At 44.4% G+C, this 21,057-nt stretch carries 20 protein-coding genes; 8 read left to right on the top strand and 12 right to left on the bottom strand.

The genetic code is table 11. The annotated features are described in order from the left end of the window. Nucleotides 1-31: 31 nt before the first annotated feature. Nucleotides 32-859, top strand: a complete 828-nt coding sequence (locus MSG93_RS13380; protein WP_324622164.1) for an NAD(P)-dependent oxidoreductase — start codon at nt 32-34, stop codon at nt 857-859. 60 nt (nt 860-919) lie between these two features. On the opposite strand, the gene MSG93_RS13385 is transcribed toward MSG93_RS13380, so the two are convergent. The 9 genes from MSG93_RS13385 to MSG93_RS13425 all read right to left on the bottom strand — a co-directional run bounded on the left by MSG93_RS13385 (nt 920) and on the right by MSG93_RS13425 (nt 11,974). Continuing rightward, a complete protein-coding gene (locus MSG93_RS13385; RefSeq protein ID WP_005231067.1) occupies nt 920-2,191 on the bottom strand; it encodes a Glu/Leu/Phe/Val family dehydrogenase in 1,272 nt (423 codons plus the stop codon). A gap of 32 nt (nt 2,192-2,223) precedes the next feature. Then, nucleotides 2,224-3,144, bottom strand: a complete 921-nt coding sequence (hutG, locus tag MSG93_RS13390) for a formimidoylglutamase (RefSeq protein WP_324622165.1) — start codon at nt 3,142-3,144, stop codon at nt 2,224-2,226. Between the two features lie 33 nt (nt 3,145-3,177). Beyond that, complete coding sequence (hutI, locus tag MSG93_RS13395; protein WP_202741002.1) at nt 3,178-4,383, bottom strand: imidazolonepropionase; 1,206 nt, start codon at nt 4,381-4,383, stop codon at nt 3,178-3,180. Nucleotides 4,384-4,435: 52 nt separating this feature from the next. Continuing rightward, complete coding sequence (locus MSG93_RS13400) at nt 4,436-5,848, bottom strand: amino acid permease (protein WP_005231071.1); 1,413 nt, start codon at nt 5,846-5,848, stop codon at nt 4,436-4,438. Nucleotides 5,849-5,912: 64 nt separating this feature from the next. Beyond that, on the bottom strand, nt 5,913-7,451 hold the full coding sequence (hutH, locus tag MSG93_RS13405; protein ID WP_005231073.1) for a histidine ammonia-lyase: 1,539 nt from the start codon (nt 7,449-7,451) through the stop codon (nt 5,913-5,915). A gap of 84 nt (nt 7,452-7,535) precedes the next feature. Beyond that, nucleotides 7,536-9,212, bottom strand: a complete 1,677-nt coding sequence (hutU, locus tag MSG93_RS13410; RefSeq protein WP_005231074.1) for a urocanate hydratase — start codon at nt 9,210-9,212, stop codon at nt 7,536-7,538. Nucleotides 9,213-9,450: 238 nt separating this feature from the next. Then, on the bottom strand, nt 9,451-10,032 hold the full coding sequence (locus MSG93_RS13415; RefSeq protein ID WP_324622166.1) for a HutD family protein: 582 nt from the start codon (nt 10,030-10,032) through the stop codon (nt 9,451-9,453). Further along, on the bottom strand, nt 10,029-10,781 hold the full coding sequence (gene hutC / locus MSG93_RS13420; protein WP_032867079.1) for a histidine utilization repressor: 753 nt from the start codon (nt 10,779-10,781) through the stop codon (nt 10,029-10,031). The genes MSG93_RS13415 and hutC overlap by 4 nt, the downstream gene beginning before the upstream one ends. Before the next feature lie 137 nt (nt 10,782-10,918). Continuing rightward, a complete protein-coding gene (locus tag MSG93_RS13425) occupies nt 10,919-11,974 on the bottom strand; it encodes an aromatic ring-hydroxylating dioxygenase subunit alpha (protein ID WP_324622167.1) in 1,056 nt (351 codons plus the stop codon). Nucleotides 11,975-12,138: 164 nt separating this feature from the next. Here MSG93_RS13425 and MSG93_RS13430 point away from each other — a divergent pair, with 164 nt between their 5' ends. The 7 genes from MSG93_RS13430 (at nt 12,139) to MSG93_RS13460 (ending at nt 17,899) form a co-directional block, all read left to right on the top strand. Beyond that, complete coding sequence (locus MSG93_RS13430; protein ID WP_324622168.1) at nt 12,139-13,071, top strand: LysR family transcriptional regulator; 933 nt, start codon at nt 12,139-12,141, stop codon at nt 13,069-13,071. A gap of 128 nt (nt 13,072-13,199) precedes the next feature. Then, nucleotides 13,200-14,150 (top strand): allantoinase PuuE, encoded by a 951-nt coding sequence (puuE, locus tag MSG93_RS13435; protein WP_324622288.1) that lies wholly within the window; start codon nt 13,200-13,202, stop codon nt 14,148-14,150. Between the two features lie 100 nt (nt 14,151-14,250). Further along, the gene (locus MSG93_RS13440) at nt 14,251-14,805 is read left to right on the top strand and encodes a dihydrofolate reductase family protein (RefSeq protein WP_324622169.1); all 555 of its coding nucleotides are present in this window, start codon (nt 14,251-14,253) and stop codon (nt 14,803-14,805) included. A 262-nt stretch (nt 14,806-15,067) separates the two neighbouring features. Beyond that, entirely contained in the window at nt 15,068-15,313 is a 246-nt protein-coding gene (locus tag MSG93_RS13445) for a zinc ribbon domain-containing protein (protein ID WP_005231085.1), read from the top strand. A gap of 139 nt (nt 15,314-15,452) precedes the next feature. Next, entirely contained in the window at nt 15,453-16,631 is a 1,179-nt protein-coding gene (locus tag MSG93_RS13450) for an OmpA family protein (RefSeq protein WP_324622170.1), read from the top strand. A gap of 286 nt (nt 16,632-16,917) precedes the next feature. Further along, nucleotides 16,918-17,373, top strand: coding sequence for a hypothetical protein (locus MSG93_RS13455; protein WP_324622171.1), 456 nt, complete (start codon nt 16,918-16,920; stop codon nt 17,371-17,373). 85 nt (nt 17,374-17,458) lie between these two features. After that, entirely contained in the window at nt 17,459-17,899 is a 441-nt protein-coding gene (locus MSG93_RS13460; RefSeq protein ID WP_324622172.1) for a hypothetical protein, read from the top strand. Nucleotides 17,900-17,975: 76 nt separating this feature from the next. Here MSG93_RS13460 and MSG93_RS13465 read toward each other — a convergent pair whose 3' ends face one another. From MSG93_RS13465 to MSG93_RS13475, 3 genes are read right to left on the bottom strand one after another with little or no spacing between them, the layout of a single operon-like run. Next, nucleotides 17,976-19,427 carry an amidohydrolase family protein gene (locus MSG93_RS13465; protein ID WP_324622173.1) on the bottom strand — a complete coding sequence of 484 codons (1,452 nt, stop codon included), beginning with the start codon at nt 19,425-19,427 and terminating at the stop codon, nt 17,976-17,978. Continuing rightward, nucleotides 19,424-20,218: an ABC transporter permease gene (locus MSG93_RS13470; protein WP_324622174.1), complete on the bottom strand. Its 795-nt coding sequence runs from the start codon at nt 20,216-20,218 to the stop codon at nt 19,424-19,426. The genes MSG93_RS13465 and MSG93_RS13470 overlap by 4 nt, the downstream gene beginning before the upstream one ends. Beyond that, nucleotides 20,211-21,032, bottom strand: coding sequence for an ABC transporter ATP-binding protein (locus tag MSG93_RS13475; RefSeq protein WP_262769793.1), 822 nt, complete (start codon nt 21,030-21,032; stop codon nt 20,211-20,213). Before MSG93_RS13475 ends, MSG93_RS13470 begins: the two co-directional genes overlap by 8 nt. Nucleotides 21,033-21,057 lie beyond the last annotated feature (25 nt).

The raw sequence follows: 21,057 nt of genomic DNA on the forward strand, positions 1-21,057 counted from the left end.
TTTTATAATAATGCGAGCATAGGACAATTACATGAACAACATGCAAGGAAAAACCATTTTTATTACAGGCGGCAGCCGCGGAATTGGCAGAGCGATTGCACTGAAAGCTGCACAAGCTGGGGCAAATGTTGTGATTGCAGCCAAAACTGAAGTTGAAACAGCAAAGTTAACAGGTACCATTTATAGTGTCGCCGAAGAGATTGAAGCCGCAGGTGGTCAGGCGCTGCCCTTACTTTTAGACGTGCGCGATGAGCAGCAGATTTATACAGCCATGCAACAAGCGGCCAAGAACTTTGGTGGTATTGATATACTGATTAACAATGCAGGTGCGATTGCATTGACAGGTGTGGAAGCCACTTCCTTGAAACAATATGACCTGATCCAAACCATTAACCACCGTGCGACCTTTATTTGTGCCCAAGCAGCGCTCCCATTTTTAAAGCAGGCCCCACATCCACATATTCTGAGCTTATCCCCGCCTGTGAACATGTCTCCCAAATGGTTGGGGATGCTCTCGCCTTATGCACTATCCAAGTATGGAATGACGATTCTGACTTTAGGTATGGCAGAAGAGTTCCGTCACTATGGTATTTCCTGTAATACCCTGTGGCCCGAGACCTATATTGCCACAGCAGCGGTTTCAAAAAATCTGGGGGAGGAAAATACGCGACAACTCAGCCGCAAACCCGAGATCATGGCCGATGCAGCTTTTGCGATTTATACAACGCAAAAAGGAGAACTCACTGGACAAAGCCTGACCGATGAACAAGCGTTGGCACGTATCGGAATGACTGATTTTACGCAATATGCCTGTGTCAGTGGCAATACCCAGCTACAGAAAGACTTTTTTCTGGATTAATTCAACCATAAAAAACGACCTTAAAACATGCGTCTTAAGGTCGTTTCAAAAACAGCTAAATTAGCCTGGGAAAATACCACGCTCTTTACGTGCTTTTAAGATACGCTCACAACCCAAGATAAAGGCCGCTGTACGTAAGGTACATTCTTTTTCGCTTGATTTATGCCATACATCGTTAATGGCTTGAATCATTAACTTGTCGAGTCTTTCGTTAATTTCTTCTTCAGACCAGAAGTAGCTCGACATATCCTGAACCCATTCGAAGTAAGATACGGTTACACCACCCGCATTACAGATTACGTCAGGAACAACCGTGATACCACGTTCAACCAGGATGTCATCTGCTTCTGGATAAGTCGGGCCGTTCGCACCTTCAAGAACCAGTTTTGCCGATAAGTTTTTCGCACGTTCAACCGTGATCTGGCTTTCTAAAGCAGCAGGGATCAGGATATCCATGTCTACTGTCCAGAACTCTTCATCGCTGATCGCTTGAGCACCTTCAAAACCACCCACACCTTGATGAGTTTCCATGTAGGTTTTTAATGCAGCTAGATCAATCCCTTCAGGATTATAAATCGTACCGGTATGATCCTGAATGGTCACGATTTTAGATTTTGAATCACCGAATAGATATGCAGCTTCACTACCCACGTTACCAAAACCTTGAACCGCAATTTTAGCGCCTTCTAAAGGTAATTTGATTTTTTCAGCAACTTGCTGACCTGTGATAAATACACCACGGCCTGTTGCCTTGATACGACCCAGCGAACCGCCTAGGTGAACCGGTTTACCCGTTACCACACCTGTTACGGTATGACCTTGACCAGATGAATAAGTATCCATGATCCAGCCCATTACATTTGGATTCGTTCCTACGTCAGGTGCAGGAATATCTTTTTGTGGGCCAATAATATGGCTGATTTCACTGGTATAACGGCGTGTTAAGCGTTCTAATTCACGTGGAGAAAGCTGACGCGGATCAACACGGATACCACCTTTTGCACCGCCGAATGGCAAATTCACCACCGCAGTCTTAATTGTCATCCATGCTGAAAGAGCCATTACTTCATTTAAATCTACATCTGGGTGATAGCGAATACCGCCTTTACCCGGACCACGTGACAAGTTGTGTTGTACACGATAACCTTCAAAATGACGGATAGTGCCATCGTCCATAACAATTGGCACGTCAACGATCAAAGCACGTTTTGGGCGCTTTAATGTATCCACATAACCTTCTAGACCTTCTAGATATGGAGCAACACGCTCGATCTGTTCAAGATAGGTTGCCCATGGACCGTCATTTTGAGAGACATAAGATAAATTAGACATGTTTTAACCTTTTGATGAATTCACATGATCCATCAATCAAATATGTAGTTAAAAATTATATAAGCGGCTAATTTGGCAGTTCTACTGTCCAAATCAAACCGTGGATTACATTCCGCCACATCAAAAACTTTAATCTTTCCGGTTTCCTTAATGGCCTCTAGTAATGGGTCAAAGACTGATAAATCAATTCCTTTTACCGCAGGTGCACTTACACCTGGAGCAATGCTAGCACTAAATACATCAAGATCAACTGTAATATACAAATAGTCAACTTTTCCGATAAAAGCATTGATTTTTTCGAGTAAAATTTCAACGTTTTTCGGTTGTAATTCAAAGTCGTAGATATAACTGCAATTTAGTCGGTCTGCCGTTTCAAAAAGGACTCGAGTATTTGAGTGTTTTGCCACCCCGATACACAGATAATGAAATTCTTGCTGATGCTGTTCAGACAGTCTTGCTGCATTTAGAAAAGGCGTACCTGAGGTGACATGTTCCGCTTCACGCAAGTCAAAATGGGCATCAAAATTGATAATACCGATTTTCTTATCTGGCTCATGATTTTGCAGGTATTGAAACAGACCTGAAAAGCTACCAAAAGCCACTTCATGACCACCGCCTAAAACAATCGGTTTCATGCCCTGTTTTAGACTACGTTCTACCTGATCGGCCAGTTCAGCCTGTGCCTGTTCCAGTTTGCCATTGTCACATAGCACTGTACCCAGATCTGCAATTGTTACCGCTTGATGGACAGACAAGTTTGCCAATTGTGCCCGAATCATATCAGGGGCATCGGCTGCACCTAAACGGCCTTTATTGCGTTTCACCCCTTCATCGGAACTAAAACCGATCAAAGCGAATGATGCGTGCTGCTGCGTATTGACCACCTGATGGAGACGTAAATGTGCTTCACCGTCACCATCGTGTCGTCCTTGCCATTTAAATGAGTGATTCATTATCAATACCACGCTTTAAAAATAAGCCTAGGCTTAGATCGAAATTTCATTGCCATGCTGAATGATACGTTTTGGCAAATCGCCACCTAACCAGTAAACGATTTCTGACGGATGCTCGATGTCCCAAGCCACAAAATCTGCCACTTTGCCCTGCTCCAGACTGCCATGCGTGTCTTGCAAGCCCAATGCATGTGCTGCATGAAGCGTTACCGCAGCTAAAGTCTGTTCAGGGGTTAAACGGAATAAGGTACTGCCCATATTCATCATTAAACGCAAAGATAAAGCTGGCGATGTACCCGGATTTAAATCACTGGACAAGGCAATCCGCACACCATGTTGCTGCAAACTCTGCAACGGCGGATACTGGGTTTCTCTCAAGAAATAAAATGCGCCTGGCAATAACACTGCAACCGTCCCCGCAGCAGCCATGGCTTTCACATCCTCTTCTGTCATGAATTCCAGATGATCTGCCGACAAAGCCAGATAACGCGCAGCCAGACTTGAGCCACCGAGCGAAGAAAGCTGTTCTGCATGCAGCTTGATGGGTAGATTTAAAGACTGGGCTGTTTTAAAGACGCGCTCAACCTGAGCAGGTGAAAATGCCAGATATTCACAAAAGGCATCCACTGCATCAACCAGACCTTCCTGATGGAGTTTTGGCAGCATGTCATTACAGATATGCTCAATATAGGCATCGCTTTGATCCTGATATTCAGGCGGCAAAGCATGCGCTGCCAAGCAGGTACTGCGAACCGTCATTGGCAAAGTTTCTGCAATCTGACGAATCACACGCAGCATTTTACGTTCGTTGGCGTAATCCAGACCGTAACCTGATTTAATCTCAATGGTGGTGACCCCATCTTTGAGCAGGCAACGAACGCGCTTCAGTGCTGATGCAAGCAACTGTTGTTCACTTGCTTCACGCGTGGCACGAACCGTACTGGCAATTCCACCACCACTCGCCGCGATCTCGGCATAACTGACACCTTGTAAGCGTTTTTCAAACTCAACACTACGGTTGCCGCCAAATACACTATGGGTATGACAATCAATTAAGCCGGGAGTCACCCAAGCGCCATTCAAATCAATGGTTTCGGAATAAGCATCGGCAGGAACATCGTCAAAGGTTCCAATCCAGTGGATGTGCTGCCCCGAAGTGACCATTGCAGCATGTTCTATACTGGAATATTGCCCATTTTGCATGGTGGCAATATGACAGTTTTTCCAAAGCTTTTTCATTCACATTTCCTCTCACTGCTCAGGTAGGATAAGTACCTGAGCAGTTTGATCTTTAGCTTTCCATTTCGATATTTTGTTGCAAGCTTGCGCTTTCTTTTACCGTATCTTTCTTCGGCTTCACCCAGATGCTATACGCAATCCAGAGTAGAACTAACCAGGTTGCACCGACATAAATTGCAGGTCGTGAGTCTGGGAAATATCCCATCATGGCTAAAATAAACAGCATGAACGCAATTGCAAATGCAGGGGCATACGGCCAGCCAATGACTGGGAAATCCAGTGCCTTGATTTCTTCTTTCGATAATTTACGACGCATCGCAACCTGAGAAAGTAGAATCATCAGCCAGACCCAAACGGTTGCAAAAGTCGCGATTGAAGCAATGATGATGAAGACATTTTCTGGAATCAGATAGTTCAGCAAGACACCGATCAACAACACGCCTGCCATCACCACCACAGTCATCCAAGGCACACCGTTTTTTGAAATTTTCTGGAATACTTTTGGCGCTTGTCCACGGTTTGACATCCCGTACAGCATACGTCCTGCACCAAACACATCACTATTGATGGCAGATACAGCCGCTGTAATAACCACAATATTCAGAACGGTTGCCGCTGATCCAATGCCCAGATTTTCAAAAATCTGTACGAATGGACTGCCCTGACTCCCAATCTGGTTCCACGGGAAAATCGACATCAATACAAAAATCGTCAGGACATAGAACAACAGGATACGTACCGGCACGGCATTAATCGCTTTTGGAATCGAAGTTTTTGGATCTTGCGATTCACCCGCAGTGATCCCGATAATTTCAATCCCGCCAAAAGCAAATACCACCACGGACAAACAGGCAACCAAACCTGCAATGCCATTTGGCATAAAGCCTTCATGAATCCATAGATTTTGAATGCCTGTGGTAAAGCCACTGTGGTCCGCATGGAAACCGTAGAACATTAGCCCCAAACCACCAACAATCATGGCCACAATGGCAGTGACTTTGACGATGGAAAGCCAGAACTCAAGCTCGCCAAAGACCTTGACGTGAATCAGGTTGATTGCACCCAAGAACATGATCAGTGACAAAATCCAGATCCAGCGTGGCACATCGGGATACCAGAATCCCATATAAATTCCGAATGCTGTCACATCGGCAAGTGCAACGATGATCATTTCGAAAACGTAGGTCCAGCCGGTGGTAAAACCTGCAAGCGGGCCAATATATTGAGAAGCATAATGACTGAATGAACCTGATACCGGGTTGTGTACCGCCATTTCACCGAGTGCGCGCATCACGATATAAATTGCAATCCCTGCAACAATATATGCGAGTAATACGGACGGGCCTGCCATTTTGATGGCAGTGGCCGAACCGTAAAAGAGTCCTGTCCCAATGGCTGAACCCAATGCCAAAAAACGAATATGGCGGGTGTTTAGCCCCCGCTGTAATGTGGAGTGCTGTGACATTATAATCTCCAATCCTTGAGGAAATTTAGTTAGATTCGGCCACTCCATGTGACCGATTTATTGATCACACTTCAGACAAACTCGGTAATAGCTTCGGAATGAGTAATTCGTTCAGGCAACCACTCGCGAGCAATTCACTTGCCTGCTCGATATCTGGCGCAAAGAAACGATCTTCACTGTAGTAAGGCACTTGATCACGCAACACTTTACGCGCACGCTCAAGTTTTGGAGAACTCTTCAATCCTTCACGGAAATCAAGGCCCTGACATGCACCTAGCCATTCAACTGCAAGGATGCCGCGAACGTTGTCAGCCATATACCACAAGCGTTTCCCAGCATTCGGCGCCATGGAAACATGGTCTTCCTGATTTGCAGAAGTCGGTAAACTATCAACACTGGCAGGATGTGCAAGTGCTTTATTGTCACTTGCTAACGCAGCGGCTGTTACTTGAGCAATCATGAAGCCAGAATTGACTCCACCATTGGCAACCAGGAACGGCGGCAACTGTGACATGTGACGGTCCATCATCATGGAAATACGACGTTCAGACAATGAACCGATTTCTGCAATCGCCAATGCCAGATTATCCGCTGCCATGGCAACAGGTTCCGCATGGAAGTTACCACCCGAAATCACATCGCCTTCAGCAGCAAAGACCAATGGGTTATCCGATACCGCATTTGCTTCGATTTCCAGTACTTCTGCCGCTTGACGGATCTGGGTCAAACACGCCCCCATCACCTGTGGTTGGCAACGTAGTGAGTACGGATCTTGAACCTTGCTGCAATCTTCATGTGAATGAGAAATTTCACTTGATTCAGTCAACAAGTCACGATAAGCCGCAGCCACATCAATTTGACCACGTTGACCACGCACTTCATGAATACGTGCATCGAATGGCGCACGCGAACCCAGCATGGCTTCAACGCTTAAACCACCGCACACTGTTGCCGCAGCAAATAAATCTTCTGCTTCAAACAGACCACGTAAAGCATAAGCGGTTGAAACTTGCGTACCGTTTAACAGTGCCAAACCTTCTTTCGCCGCTAAAGAAATTGGCTCTAGTCCTGCAATTTTAAGTGCTTCAACTGCCGGCAACCATTCACCTTTATAGCGTGCTTTACTTTCGCCTAATAATACCAAAGACATATGTGCCAGTGGCGCCAAGTCACCTGAAGCACCAACAGAACCTTTGAGTGGAATATGCGGATAAACTTCAGCATTGATTAAAGCCAGAATGGCATCAATCACTTTACGGCGAATCCCCGAAAAACCACGTGCCAAGCTATTTGCTTTAAGCAACATAATCAGACGTACCATCGCATCATCAAGCGGCTCACCCACACCAGCAGCGTGTGATAGGACCAATGAACGCTGTAATTGCTCTAGGTCTTCTGGTGCAATTTTAGTTGATGCAAGTAAACCAAAACCGGTATTGATCCCGTAGGCAGTACGGCCTTCATTCACGATTTTCTCGACACAAGCAACACTTGCATTAATGCCAGCAGAAGCGCTGTCATCGAGTTTCACTTTGATTGGATTTAAATAAGCGTGGCGCAGATCTGCTAAGCTAAGTTTGCCGGGTTGAATTAGAAGTTCCATTGTTGGCGTCCTGTTTTGCACTCTATTGTTCGCTTACGATGCTGTTTACACAATTGCAAAAAGCATCGTAATGTCCTTGTCTGTTTATTGCGTGATCATCGGCAAGTTCAAGCCTTGCTCTTTGGCACAGTCAATTGCAATGTCATAACCCGCATCGGCATGACGCATCACCCCTGTTGCAGGGTCATTGGTCAGTACACGTGCAATACGTGCTGCTGCTTCATCTGTACCATCACACACAATCACCACACCTGAGTGTTGCGAGAAGCCCATACCTACACCACCGCCATGGTGCAATGACACCCAAGTCGCACCGCCAGCAGTATTCAATAAGGCATTCAATAATGGCCAGTCAGATACGGCATCAGAACCATCTTTCATTGATTCAGTTTCACGGTTCGGACTAGACACTGAACCTGAATCGAGATGATCACGACCAATCACGATTGGTGCTGACAACTCACCACTACGCACCATTTCATTAAATGCCAAACCCAGTTTTGCACGTAAGCCTAAGCCCACCCAGCAAATACGTGCTGGCAAACCTTGGAAGCTAATACGTTCACGCGCCATATCTAACCAGCGATGTAAATGTTCATCATCTGGAATGAGTTCTTTTACTTTGGCATCTGTCTTATAGATATCTTCCGGGTCACCTGACAGCGCAGCCCAACGGAACGGACCAATACCACGGCAGAACAATGGACGGATATAGGCAGGAACGAAGCCCGGGAAATCAAAGGCATTTTCTACGCCTTCATCTTGTGCCATTTGACGGATGTTGTTGCCGTAGTCAAAAGTTGGTACACCCATTTTCTGGAAGTCCAGCATGGCTTGAACATGTTGCGCCATCGATTGTTTAGCCGCTTTCACCACCACTTCTGGCTCAGTTTTAGCACGCTGACGGTATTCTTCCCATGTCCAGCCAATTGGCAAATAACCATTCAATGGATCATGGGCGCTGGTTTGGTCAGTGACCATATCTGGATGCACACCACGACGAACCAATTCAGGTAAAATTTCAGCAGCATTGCCATGCAGTGCAATCGAAACCGCCTTACCTTCTTTGGTATATTTTTCAATACGCGCCAAAGCATCATCCAGATCAGTGGCTTGCTCATCGACATAACGGGTACGTAAACGGAAATCGATACTAGTTTGTTGGCATTCGATATTAAGTGAACATGCACCAGCAAGTGTTGCAGCTAAAGGTTGTGCACCGCCCATACCGCCTAAACCAGCCGTTAATACCCAGCGACCTTTCAAGTCACCGTTATAATGCTGACGACCTGCTTCGACAAAGGTTTCATAAGTGCCTTGTACAATGCCTTGGCTACCAATATAAATCCAAGAACCTGCTGTCATCTGGCCATACATTGCCAAACCTTTCGCATCCAGTTCATTGAAATGTTCCCAGTTGCCCCAATGTGGCACCAGATTCGAGTTGGCAATCAAAACACGTGGCGCATCTTTATGGGTTTTAAATACGCCTACCGGCTTACCGGATTGAACCAATAAAGTTTCATCTGTTTCTAAATTCTTTAACGTTTCAACGATCTTGTCGAAACATTCCCAGTTACGTGCAGCACGACCGATACCACCGTAAACCACCAGTTCTTTTGGATTTTCTGCGACATCTGGATCTAGGTTATTCATCAACATACGCAGTGGCGCTTCTGTTAACCAGCTTTTGGCATTGAGCTGTGTACCACGCGGTGCGCGAATTTCTACATCACGAAATTTTGTTGTCGTTGTTGTCACAATCGGACTCCTTCCATTGAGTTTGAACCAGCAAATTAATCTGCTTTTACTGTATAGCAATGTATTAACTTGTATATACATCCATATACTACACAAAACTTTTATATTGAAAAGATGCTTTTCAATTCTTTTATGAAAATAAATCACAAGCTAATGAAATAAATAGATTTATTTTTTGATCGGCAATAAAAAACACATACAACCTGTGGTCATATGTGTTTTTTAAAAAGTCTAAAAATTAGATTTTTGTGAGTTCAATGAGACAAGTCTGCTTTAAAAACTGTGACTTTATAAGCAACTTTTTTAATGTTTTTTGCTGCTCAATCTTGAGACTTTGCTGGTGTGCCAAATGAAAAACCTGCTGATCAACTTCAATTTCCAAGGGTTCTGGACTCTGATTAAAAATAAAAATCAGATCGGCTGGACTGAACAGCTCAGTGCTGGCTGACTCAAACAGCCATTGGTAGCGAGAACGCCATTTTTCAGGATTATAGATCAGATTAAAATCCCGAATTGGTCCATCAATCAGTTCACAGCTGGTCTTTCGATCGCCACTAAATTGCGCAGATTGTAAAGTTTTCAGATGTTCGGAATCATCGTCAATATTCAATACAATGCCAGCACCTTCCAGTACCGTGAGGATACGCTGCATGCCCTTAAACTTGGAAAAATCACCCGAAGTTTTGACATCTGCCATGGAAATACGCCAATCAAACGTATCCAGACTGTCACCGTCACTTCGGGCAAGTTCAATGGTATAACCCGCCCCATTTTTCCATAGCATCTGCTGATAATCAGCCGTGTCTAAGAGCTGAATCATTGGGTAAATTTACCTTCCAGATAATAACGACTACCCGGATAAATCAATCGGGCACTGGAAATCAGCTGTTTATTCGACCAGGTACGGCGACGAATCAACAGACAAGGTTCAGTCTTATTGATTTTTAGCCATTTGCACTCTTGTGCTGAGGCTAAAATTGCGGTGACCACATGCTCACCTTCAGTCACCGGCGCTTTCGACATTAAATACGCATTGGGTGTAATGCTTTTAAAGTCTTGTGCCAAATAATCTGGAATCAACACCGGATCGACCAGTCGATCTTCAATCTGAACAGGTACATCATTTTCATAATGCACGATGATCGAGTGAAAGAGCTTTTGCCCTTCCCGAATCTGCATCAGCATACTTTGTTCGGCATTGGCCTGAATCTGTTCCAGCACCAAGACTTCAGCATGATGTTTGTGGTTTCGGGCAATAATTTCTTCGGCAATATTATTGACATGAAATAAGGCAGTACGCCCTTGCCCCTCAGCAACAAAAGAACCGACACCTTGGATACGCACCAATAAACCTTCGCTGGTCAGTTCGCGCAAGGCACGATTCACCGTCATACGGCTACAGCCTAGTAAATTGACCAATTCACTTTCGGAAGGAATCTTTTTATTAACAGTCCAGCTTCCCTCATAAATCTTTTGTGAAATCATTTGTTTCACACGTAGATACAAAGGAACCGGACTATCTTCTTCTAAGGACAAATCTAAATCGTTTTGCTTTGTCGCTCTTGACATTGGCTAAAACTCATACTAAATATTCTAAGTCATTGTATATTGAATTGAGACAAATTGTATATACAAGCCTATACAAATAAACAATTTAGACGAAATAGTATCCAAATCACCGTTTGAACCACCAAATTGATTCAGCCCTACACCGTATAGCGTTTGCTTAAGCCCCATTCAGCCAAGATACGGCGATACATGGCCGAAGAACGGTCTGCTTCAAAATGTGCTTCCATACTCATATCTAAAGGTAATTCTTCTGGCTTTTGCGCCTCCACCATCTCCTGATCCTCCGCAAAAATCTGTGCATTAAAATCATAGACAGCCTGTAAATCACCCGTGGTATCGAAATTACGGGTCAAGGGTACAAATAAACGGGTCTTGTTATGTGAGACGGGACAACAGGCATTTAAAATCTTCAACACCCCGTCATTCGGAAAGTGAATGGTCAGTACGGCTGAAAATGGTGGATAAACATCAAAGAGCCGTTCCCATAAAAAATCATCAGGGGCTAAATGCTGCATCCCATGCGGATAGTTACTGACATTACTGGTGTAATTGGTATGTAAGCCATAATCGGTACGTCGGGTCAAATATTTAGGTACCACGGGATTGTCTCGATCAGCAAAGGCTTGATGATGCACCCAAGCAAAGTGTGCCACATCAATAAAGCCTTCCAGTTGACGACCACTTGAGCCAGCAATATCCACAGAAGGCGGTAAAATGGCTTGATGTGTCTCACTCTCCCATGTGTCTAATACAGGAAAATTCGCCAAACTTTCATCTCTGCCCAAAATGCTAGTCCAGACCAATCCATATTTTAAAACCACAGGAAACTTGGTCAGAGAAAAGCGCTCTGAGATATGAGTTAAATCCGGCTGGGCGGGGATTTTAGAGCATTTGCCATCTTCATTAAAATGAAGTCCATGATAAGGACAAATCAAAGTGTCTCCTTCAACCCAGCCTTTACTCAAAGGCACACCGCGATGCGGGCAAATATCCCGAGCCAAGTGAATCTGCCCTGTTTCGGTCTTATACAAAGCTAGATTCATATCCAGTAAGGTCACTTGCTGCGGTTTGCTGCTCACATCTTCGATACGTGCCACGGGATACCAATGCTGCGCAAGAATCTGCCAGTCCTGATCATCAAATTGGCTATGGCATGGTTTATTGGGAAGATTGATGAATGGAATTGCGTTCATATCCTGTGCTCATTTTTAAGTTTTTTCTCTTCATGAGCAGTGTGGAATAGATCAATATTTCCGTCTATTAGAATGATTTATATGCATCATTCTAAAAATTAGAACAGGCTGGGCACTAAAATTGCTTTTGTATTAAAACCTGCTTTATTTCAAGTGAGTTTACAATGGCATTGCCATTTTCACGTTTTGCTGATTATTTTATTGCCGTTGCCAAAACAGGTAGTTTAAGAAAAGCGGCCGATCAACTTTTTATTTCTGTCTCCGCCGTACATCGACAAATCGTTTTGGCAGAAGAAGAACTCGGTGTGGCTTTATTTGAACGTTTGCCCAATGGACTCAAGCTGACCTTGGCTGGTGAATTACTCTATGCCGATCTACGCAGTTGGCAAAAAGAGTTTCAAGCTACGCAAAAGCGTTTAAATGAAATCCAGGGTTTACAGCGCGGTTCCATTGATTTTGGAATGATTGCAGCGCTCAGTGAAAGTTTTGTCAGTACCGTGATGCAGTCTATTGTTCAGCAATATCCATGGATTAATTTTAAGCTTCGGGTCTTGGACAGTGATCGTATCGCTGATCTGGTGATCAATGCTGAACTCGACTTTGGCTTGATTCTGAATCCCAAACATCAGCATCAATTGCAGATCAGCGCCTTTATTGAAATGCCCTTGGGTTTCGTGATTCCCAAACAGCATGCTTTAGCCCATAAAGAAAAAATCTACTTTTCCGATACGCTGGAGTTCAATCATATTGTTGCTGCCGAACCATTGATTATTCATGATCATGTGCATGCACTCTATAAAAAGCATGACTTCAACCCAGCACACACCATCGAATGTAATGATATCCGCATGATGGTCTCATTGCTTAAGCAAAACTTAGGCATCAGCATCATGAGTTATCTGGATGCAGCCCCTTATATTGAAAATGGTGCGTTTGAGTTTAGAACAATTAATGACCACGGCCTTCATCCGATTACAGTTGCACTTTGTAATGCACCAAAACGGCAACTTTCCCGGATTGCGCAAATCATGATGAATCAAATCATTAACGAGATGGAGGCACTAAAATCGCGCATGCAAAACAATATTCATCAATAAAACTGTATTTTTGCACCAAAATAAAACACACAAGCCATTGATTTAAATCAACATAATATTTGACACTCAAAGATTCAATCGGGTAAGTTGATGTGAAGATTCACCTTTTTCACGATTCAGGCATTGCTATGGTTTGGTCCAGTACAGACGCTCATTTAACAGCAGATTATCCACGCGATATGGTCGGTTATGCCGATCAACCGCCCCATGCCCAATGGCCCAATCAAGCAAAAATCGCGGTGCAGTTTGTGCTGAATTATGAAGAAGGGGGTGAAAAACATATTCTGCATGGCGATGAAGGTTCGGAACAGTTCTTATCTGAAATCAGTGGCGCAGAAAGTTATCCAGCACGGCACCTTTCGATGGACTCGATTTATGAATATGGTTCACGAGTCGGTTTCTGGCGCATTCAGCAGGAGTTTGCCAAACGCCAATTGCCCATGACCATTTTTGCCGTTGCGATGGCTTTACAACGTAATCCTCTGGTGGTCGAAACCATCAAACAACACAACTATGATGTGGTCTCACATGGCTTACGCTGGATTCATTATCAAAATATGGATATTGAAACCGAGAAACAACATATGGATGAAGCCATGCACATCCTTAAAGATTTGTTTGGTGAAATGCCGACAGGCTGGTATACAGGCCGTGATAGCCCCAACACCCGTCAATTATTGGCAGAATATGATCAGGTGCAATATGACAGTGATTATTACGGCGATGACTTACCTTTTTGGACAACACTCCGCAATGCAGCAGGTGCAACCCGTCCGCATTTAATTATTCCTTATACACTTGATACCAACGATATGAAATTTGCATCTCCTACGGGTTTTAATCGTAGTGAGGATTTTTTTGAATATTTAAAAGATGCTTTTGATGTCTTGTACGCGGAAGGAGCAACTCGTCCAAAAATGCTTTCTATTGGCATGCATTGCCGCATTTTAGGACGTCCTGCCCGCTTTAAGGCGCTACAACGTTTTCTCGATTATGTGCAAAATCATGATCGGGTCTGGATTTGTACCCGTCAGCAAATTGCTGAGCATTGGTATAGACATCATCCTTTTCAAGCTTAATTTTATTAAAGCGTCCTAAAGTGTCGTATATCCGATTTAAACAATTTATCCAAAGAAAATAAGTTTTAAGCTACTCCTTTAGAATAAGGAGATGAACAGAATGAAAGTACAATATTTTGCAGCGAGTACATTAGATGGATTTATTGCGACCGAAGACGATTCTTTAGAATGGTTATTTATATTAGGCGGACTAGATAACTCAAGTTATCCAACCTTTATTGCAAATGTTGGTGCTCTGGTGATGGGTTCAGCAACTTATGAATGGATATTGAATAACGCAGAGCAAGTTGCTGCTGAAACAGGTTCACCTTGGCCCTATACCCAGCCAGCCTGGGTGTTTTCCAGCCGTAAACTGCCCCTAATTGAAGGAGCAAATATCCATTTTGTGCAAGGAGACATCACTCCGGTTTATGCTGAAATACAATCCATCATTGGGAACAAAAATATCTGGGTTGTAGGTGGCGGCGAATTGGCTGGCCAGTTTTATGATGCCAATTTGCTTGATGAACTCATTATACAAATTGGTTCAGTCACCCTTGCAAAAGGAAAAGCGCTTTTTCCCCGACGAGTATTTGCGCCAAAACTTAAATTAATCTCCGTTCATCACATGGGGGAAGGTATGGTTGAATTACATTATACCGTTGCACCCATATAAAATTAGCCAGATGTTGAATGCCTTAAATGATCTATTGCCTTAAATGATTTATTTATCTACCTTACTAGAGAACAGCAAAGCAATTGGCAAACTCCTCAACTCAGTCGAAACAACCCATTCTGTTGAATAAAATGGGTGATTCGGAAGAATTTTCCAATCTTTTAGCTGATACAATTTATGACCTGATTGCGAATCGACAACATGTGTCTATACGGCATTTCTTAATGCCCAAATGGAAAATAACTTAAAAGGAAGAACACTTATGGCGCTTATTTCATGCCCCGAATGCAGCAGTCAGGTTTCGACCCAAGCTAACTCCTGCCCGCATTGTGGTTATCCGCTGCAGACCCAACGTCACACGCCCGAGTCAGGGGCATTGCAATCACCGCATGTCTTGAGCCGCGCCATCATGGCACTCGGCGCTTGGCTGGTCACACCCTGGATCGCGCGACTTCTGTTCGGACTAGCGGTGCTTGTCTTCGCCTATTTTTCGCTCAAGAGTAAATAAATGATCTTAATGAAACAACTACATCGCCTTGTTGTACAGTTGTACACGTGATTTTTATTAAGCAACATAGGCATTTGAAGGACTTAAAGCGACTCAATTAAAACAAAACACGGTCAACATATAAGTAGAGTAATTAGACATGTTTTCAATGAACAGGTTCATGGTGCTGGGAATGGCATTGCTCGCTTGCTCCTGCACGAAGTCCCCCTCGACTGACGAGGCAAAGACCAATGATGCAACTGCGAAAACAGCCAAAGTCGCAGCCAAGTCCGCCGGGGATGTCGACTTCCCGGTAATCCCGCAAATCGTTGTGCCAGAGATCATCGGTATTGGCCCGGCCCAGCGAGCACTGGAAGCATCAATGCAAGACATCATTGATCCGGTTGCAGGTATTAGCGTTAAGCCCGCTCACTGTGCAACCGACGGCGCATTACTCAACGATGCAGGCATCACCAGCATGGATGCGCAAGGCAATCTGTCGCGCAACGGTAATGAAGGCATCTTCCATATCAACGCAGATGGCAGTGGCACCGCCAACTATGAAGGCGGCGTCATCGTCGTCAACGCAGACGGTAGTGGTACAATCAACGGTAATGGCGACGGTGGTGCTGACGATGGGATCATCTCGGTCGAGGCCGACGGTTCGGGCACGTATAACGGCAAGTACGGCATCATCGTACTGGACGGCAAAGGTGGTGGCACCTGGAATGGTGAACATGGTGTGATTCGCAACGAAGGTGATGGTTCAGGTAGTTGGAACGGTCCGCAAGGCATTGTCACTATCAATGCCGATGGCAGCGGTACCTGGAACGGCCCATACGGGTTGGTGAGCAACGACGGCAAAGGGAACGGCAGTATAGGTACACCAGCACGTCAAGTGAAAATGGCACCAATTCCCAAGGTCGCGCCAGCTGGCAAGTTTCCGCCGTTAAAAAAATTCGCTCCATCAGGCGCACCATGCGGGTTCATCATCACTCTCAATGATCAGGTGTTGTTCGATTTCGACAAGTCGGATATCCGTCCTGACGCAGCCAAGGTACTGGATAGCTTGGCCGTGGCCTTGCAGAAAGTACCAGCCAAGGCAATAGAAATTCGCGGTCACACCGATGCCAAGGGCAGTGACGCCTACAATCTGGATTTGTCCGAGCGCCGTGCCAAATCAGTGGGCATGGCCTTGCGCCAGCGTGGTGCCGCAGCTGCCGCCAGTACACATGGTTACGGCGAGTCGCAGCCTGTAGCGCCCAACGAGGTCAGTGGCCAAGACAACCCCTCCGGCAGACAGTTGAACCGACGGGTGGAAATCTTCGTGCGCACTTGATGATGTTGAATGGCTTATCTAGCCTGTAAATACTGATAAAGCAATTAAAGAACTCCTCAACTCAATCTACATAACCCATTCTGTTAAATAAAATGGGTTATTCGGAAGAATTATCCCATCTTTGAACTGATACAATTTTATGAGCTGATTGCGAATCGAGGAGATGCGTTTATACGACACTCCTTAATGCTCAAATGGAAAATAACTAACTACGATAAAATTAAAATTTAAATCAGTATCATTATTTAAATGGTGAGTAATGGTGCAGTTTTTGGAGATATAAATCATGAAATACGATGATGCTTCTTGGCATTATGGAGGTGACTTCCCTGTAGATCTTCCACAAGAAGCAGGAGCAACCCATATTGGAATGTTTTTAACATGGATGCTTCTTCACAACTTTGCTAGTGAAGAATTAATTGAAGATTCACGAGATGCAATTGAACATCTAAAGACAAAACAAATTACAGGAGCACATTTTCTCATTGATGAACTTGATGAAAAGCTCACTGACAATGATTTTAACGAAGAAGGTAATGCTTTTGCTTTGGCGTATTACGAAGGATTAAATAATGATAGTCGATATATTGATGACTACTTGCTTAGCTTTTCGGTAGATACGAATAACGTGTATAGAGTCGCTGATACTTGGGAAAATTACCACAAATTGGCAAACCATATTGCTGAAAGGTATCGTAAGTGGGTCATGGATGGTAGGCCAAAATACATAGCTGAACGGTAGCAATAAAACAGTAATCAAAAACTCTCTGAAAAAATAAAGCTTAATATATAAAAAATGTTTTTTAATAATGAACTAGAGGTATTTCGTGTCCTTATATCAAAAAGGAAAATATTGGTATGGTCAAAATCGAGACGACTTGCGTTTAGAAATGACTCGTTTCAGCCACCTAAATGGTTATGAAGCAAAAGAATTTGCATCAAGTTTCTGTCGATGTGGAAACCATATTTTCTGTTTAGAAAGTGACGAAAATGAAGGAATTGCTAGAAGGATCTGTACTCAATGTAACCATGCACATTTGATGGGAGATAGTGCTGAATATATTGAGAATGCCGAGCTAGAAGAACATATTTGTATTTGTGACAATGAACAATTTGAACTGGAATCTGCAGTTGCACTTTATGATGGATCAGATGATGTCCGCTGGTATTACATAGGCTGTCGTTGTACAAACTGCTCACTTATTGGTGTATTTGCAGATTGGAAATGTGAAGGCGGAAATGCAACCAAATTTTTAGCTAAAATATAAACACAAGTATTTTAACTCTTGGATAGTCACTCTTTAAGAAAGAGAGCTATCCAATTCCATAAGGTAATCCATTAGCTTAGGCTATTTTTGCCATACCCATACTGCGCTGTTGTAACAGCTTCACCGCTTGCTTTGCTTGCCAAGCTAACTCCATCATATCCAGATCAGGAACCTGATCATTTTCCATCACCATTTTCCCTGCTACAAACATCGCCTTAATGTGCGCGCGTCCACCACTTGCCACAGGTCCAATCGCCATATCATGTAATCCAAAATAACGAGGATCATCTAACTGATATATGACCAAGTCAGCCTGTTGCCCCACCTCGATTGTCCCAACTTGATCAAGCCCTAAAATCTTTGCTCCTCCCACCGTTCCCCAACGGATTACATCCTCAATACGGGCAGCATCTGCACCACCTTCAAATTGCCCTCCCTCATATTGTGGCTTGGCTAACATGCCCTTTCTGGCTCGCTGCAATAACCAAGCGGCATGGGTTTCAGACAACATATCTGCAGCCTCATTGGAACCTGCACCATCTACCCCGATCGAAATCGTCATGCCTGCCTGTTCCAAAGCAACCAGATCGGCAATACCACTACCCAAACGGGCGTTACTCTGCGGGCAATGTGTAATACCTGTCTGAGTTTGTCCCAGCAACTGAATTTCTTCGGGTAATAATTTCACCAGATGCGCAAACCAGACATCACTGCCAATCCAGTCCTGCTCGGCACAGAACTGGACTGGTGTCATACCAAACTTGGCGCGTGCTGCATCCAGATAATCCACCGTTTCAGATAAATGGCTATGCATCCGAATCCCCAATTGTCTAGCGATTTTGGCACTTTCCCGTAATTGCTGTGCTGTAGTCGAATGTAAAGTCGAGGTCGGTGCCATCACGATTTTTCGGAAAGCTTTTGAATCGGGTTGATGATAGTGCTGCACCAAACGCTCAATATCCGCCATATAGTCTTCAAACTTTTCAGGGCGTAGGGCTTGAGGCAATTCACTTTCCAAGCCACGTGTAAGTGTTGCACCACCACGACACAACACAAAGCGCATACCCAGTTTTTCGGCTTCATCAAATAAAATCGCAGCGCCATCAAATGGCATCTTGGGCCAATACAAATAATGATGGTCGGCTACCGTTGCACACCCCGAACGTAATAGCTCGACAAGACCAATCCGCACTGCAACCCGAAAAGTTGCTTCATCGAATGCTCTACGGAACCGATATGGTGTACTGGCAAGCCATGAGGTCAGATTTTGATTTAAACCTTGTGGCTCACCCTTTAACACGGACTGAAATAAATGATGATGGGTATTTACCCATGCCGGGTAAATTACACAATCTTTAGCATCAATCACCTGTTCATTCGGCTGAGCATTTAACCGACCTATTTCGATAATCTTACCTGACTGGATACGGATATCAGTGGATGAAGCACGTGCGGCCTCTCCAGATAAACCCGTTAAAATGGCATGGGCATTTTGAATTAAATAGCTTTGATTTAGCTTTGAACTCATACTTGTTCACTCTCATGCCATTTACTTAGAAAGAACTGGCTTAATAAAGACATCAACATAAACAAGCCCAAACCCGTACAGGTTATCAGGAATAAGGCAGCAAACATCAGCGGTAAATCCAGTTGAAAACCTGCTTGCAAGATTTGATAAGCCAAGCCTGCACTGGTCCCTCCCGCACCGGCAACGAACTCGGAAACCACCGCACCAATCAGCGCCAAACCGCAGGAAATACGTAAGCCGCCAAAGAAATAAGGCAACGCATTCGGTACACGTAAGCGCATCAGAATTTGCCAGCGACTGGCTTTATTGATTTGAAAAAGATTGAGCAAGCCTTTATTGACACTACGCAGACCCAAGGTGGTATTGGTTAATATAGGAAAAACCGCAACCAGCATGGCACAGACCACTAACGCTAAAGTGGTATTTTGAATCCAAATGATGACCAGAGGAGCGATTGCAACAATGGGTGTCACCTGAAATAAAATGGCATACGGCATAAAACAGGCTTCAAGTACACGATTCTGTACAAACACAAAAGCGACCAAAGTACCGATCAGCACCGCGCATGCAAAAGCCAATAAGGTAATTTTTAGAGTGACCCATAAACTGCCAAATAACATACTGGATTGATGAATCAACGCCATCACAATATCGCTGGGCTTGGGTACCACATAAACCGGCACCGCAAGCTGCTGGAAGCTCAACTGCCAAATCAGCAGGAAGACCAGCCCCAACCCGAGCGGAGCCGCGATACGTTGTACGGTTGGATGTTGTATCAAGGGTTTAATCATGAGCATGCCCTCCGCTTGCCTCAGCCAGTAATTGCGATAGATGCGAACATTGTCGGATAAAAATCTCTGAGCTTCGGAAAGCGTCGTCACGTAAATAAGGCCCTTCAATGTCCAGATCGGCGACTACCCGCCCAGGCCGTGCGCCCATCACAATGACCCGTGAAGACAAATACACGGCCTCATAAATACTATGCGTGACAAAAACCACGGTTAAATCACGTTCAGACCATAATTGGCGAATATCGCTATCCAGTTTATGACGGGTAAACTCATCCAATGCACCAAAAGGCTCATCCATTAACAACAAGTCTGGTTTCGTCACCAGTGCCCGAGCCAATGAAGCACGCATTTGCATCCCCCCTGAAAGTTCGCGTGGATAGGCTTTGCTAAACTTCTCTAAACCCACTGCTGCTAAAGCCGCGATCACTTTCGGGGTACTCACTGATTTTGAGATATGTTGTAAATCGAGAGGCAAACGAACATTGTCTTCGATATTGGCCCATGGCATCAGCGTTGCCTCCTGAAACACCATGGCCATTTTGCACTGTGATTGAATATCAGATTTACCATTCCAGCGCACTAATCCAGCAGAAGGTTGTTCTAGATCGGCAAACATTTTCAGCAAGGTGCTTTTACCGCAACCTGATGGTCCCAGTAATGAAATAATCTCACCGCGGGCAATATTTAAATCTAATCGTTGTAAGGCGTTGGTGCCATTTGGATAGGTTTTTTCAACCCCTCTGGCCATAATCATCGGCGTAATAAAGCTCGAAGACTCATGTATTGGTGTATCCATTGGTAAAGCAGAATTCATGTGGTTTCCCCTTCGTGCGAGTGCC

It is taken from the genome of Acinetobacter sp. IK40, assembly GCF_035615075.1.
Lineage (GTDB): Bacteria > Pseudomonadota > Gammaproteobacteria > Pseudomonadales > Moraxellaceae > Acinetobacter > Acinetobacter courvalinii.